Source organism: Frankia sp. AgKG'84/4 (assembly GCF_023242965.2).
Classification (GTDB): Bacteria; Actinomycetota; Actinomycetes; order Frankiales; family Frankiaceae; genus Frankia.
Genome location: NZ_JALKFU020001308.1, coordinates 1 through 2,131 on the forward strand (window position 1 = coordinate 1; position 2,131 = coordinate 2,131).

Below are 2,131 nucleotides of genomic sequence, written 5' to 3' on the forward strand. Positions count from 1 at the left end.
CCGGGTGGAGGTCACCGACCTGGCGAGCCGGTCCGCGCGCGTGGTGGTCCCGGACTACCAGTTGTCCCTCGCGATCGTCCGGGCCCATGTCGCCGCGGTGCAGGGCGTCGCCGTGGCGGAGCAGGTCGACGTGGAACGCGGCTTCCGTGACCAGGGCTTCGACTCGCTGGCCGCGGTGAACCTGCGTAACCGTCTGATCGCCGCGACGCGGCTGACCCTGCCGGTCAGCCTGGTGTTCGACTACCCGACGGTCGCCGCGCTGACCGACCATCTGCTCGCCGAACTGGTGCCGGCGGAGCCGACCGGCCTCTCGGCGGTGCTCACCGAGATCGACCGGCTCGAGGCCGCGCTCGGCGCCGTCGAGGTGACCGGGCCGGACCACGCGGCGGCGACCGGCCGGTTGCGGGACCTCCTCGACCGGTTCAGCCCCCCGGCAGAGGTGGCGGACCGCGTCGCCACGGAACTGTCCGACGCCAGCGACGCCGAACTCATCGACTTCATCGGCAACACCCTCGGCATCTCCTGAACCCGGCACCGACGGACACGCCCGAGCCGAAGAAAGCAGGTGGACCATGAGTGACGACCAGATCCGATACCTCCTCCGGCGGGTGACCGCCGAGCTGCACGAGACGCGGGAGCGGCTGCGGGACTCTCAGGAGGCCCGACACGAGCCGATCGCGATCGTCGGCATGGCCTGCCGTTTTCCCGGCGGCGTCGGTTCGGCGCGGGAGCTGTGGGATCTGGTCGCCGAGGGGCGCGACGCCGTCGGCGAGTTCCCGACCGACCGTGGCTGGGCCGACGACCTGTACGACCCGGACCCGGACGCGGCCGGGAAGTCCTACACCCGCCACGGCGGGTTCCTGGCGGACGCCGCCGGCTTCGACGCCGAGTTCTTCGGGATCTCCCCCCGTGAGGCGCTTGCCATCGACCCGCAGCAGCGGCTGCTGCTGGAGACGACGTGGGAGGCGTTCGAGCAGGCCGGCATCGACCCGACGACGCTACGGGGCAGCCGCACCGCCGTGTTCGCCGGGACGAACGGCCAGGACTACGCCGCCGGCGTGACCCAGCCACCGCCGGAGCTGGAGGCATACCTGGGCCTCGGCAGCCTCGGCAGTGTGCTGTCCGGACGGATCTCCTACACGTTCGGGTTCGAGGGCCCGTCGGTCACCGTCGACACCGCCTGCTCCTCGGCACTGGTCGCGTTGCACCTCGCCGTCCAGGCGCTGCGGGGCGGCGAGGCGGACCTGGCGCTCGCCGGTGGGGTGACGGTGATGTCGTCGCCGGCCGCGTTCGTCGAGTTCTCCCGCCAGCGCGGCCTGGCCGCCGACGGACGCGCCAAGGCGTTCGCCGACGGCGCCGACGGCACCAGCTGGTCCGAGGGCGCCGGCGTGCTGCTGGTGGAACGGCTGCGCGACGCCCAGGCCGCCGGCCACCAGGTCCTCGCGGTGGTCCGCGGGACCGCGGTGAACTCCGATGGGGCGTCCAACGGCCTGACCGCGCCGAACGGGCCGTCGCAGCAGCGGGTCATCCGGGCCGCGCTCGCCGCCGCCCGGCTGAGCCCGGCGCAGGTCGACGCGGTCGAGGCGCACGGCACCGGCACCTCGCTGGGTGACCCGATCGAGGCGCACGCGCTGCTCACTACCTACGGCGGCAACCGGCCCGCGGACCGGCCGCTCTACCTCGGCTCGGTCAAGTCGAACCTCGGCCACACCCAGGCTGCCGCCGGGGCCGCCGGCCTCATCAAAATCGTCGAGGCGATCCGCGCGGGCGTCCTCCCGCCGACGCTGCACGTCGACCAGCCCTCGACGAAGGTCGACTGGACGGCCGGCGCCGTCGAGGTGCTCACCGCGTCCCGCCCATGGCCCGAGACCGGCGAACCGCGCCGCGCCGGGGTGTCGGCGTTCGGTGTCAGCGGCACCAACGCCCACATCATCCTGGAGCAGGCCCCGACGCCGGAGCGGACGCCGGCCCCGGCGGACGAGCCGCTGCCCACCGCCGAGGTCGCGGCGCCGGCTGTGGCGCCGGTTCTCCCCGTGCTGGTGCCGCTGTCCGCGCGCTCACCGCAGGCGCTGCGCGACACCGCCGGTCGGCTCGCCGCGCACCTGCGAGCCCGCTCCGACCGGCCCGGGAC

Annotated in this window: 2 protein-coding genes; both read left to right on the plus strand. The window is 74.3% G+C overall.

All coding sequences use genetic code 11. From position 1 onward, the window contains the following. Positions 1–526 (plus strand): acyl carrier protein (locus tag MXD58_RS29950; protein WP_250611504.1); only part of this gene is annotated, 526 nt, incomplete at its 5' end. Positions 527–572: 46 nt separating this feature from the next. Then, positions 573–2,131 (plus strand): type I polyketide synthase (locus MXD58_RS29955; RefSeq protein ID WP_250611506.1); only part of this gene is annotated, 1,559 nt, incomplete at its 3' end.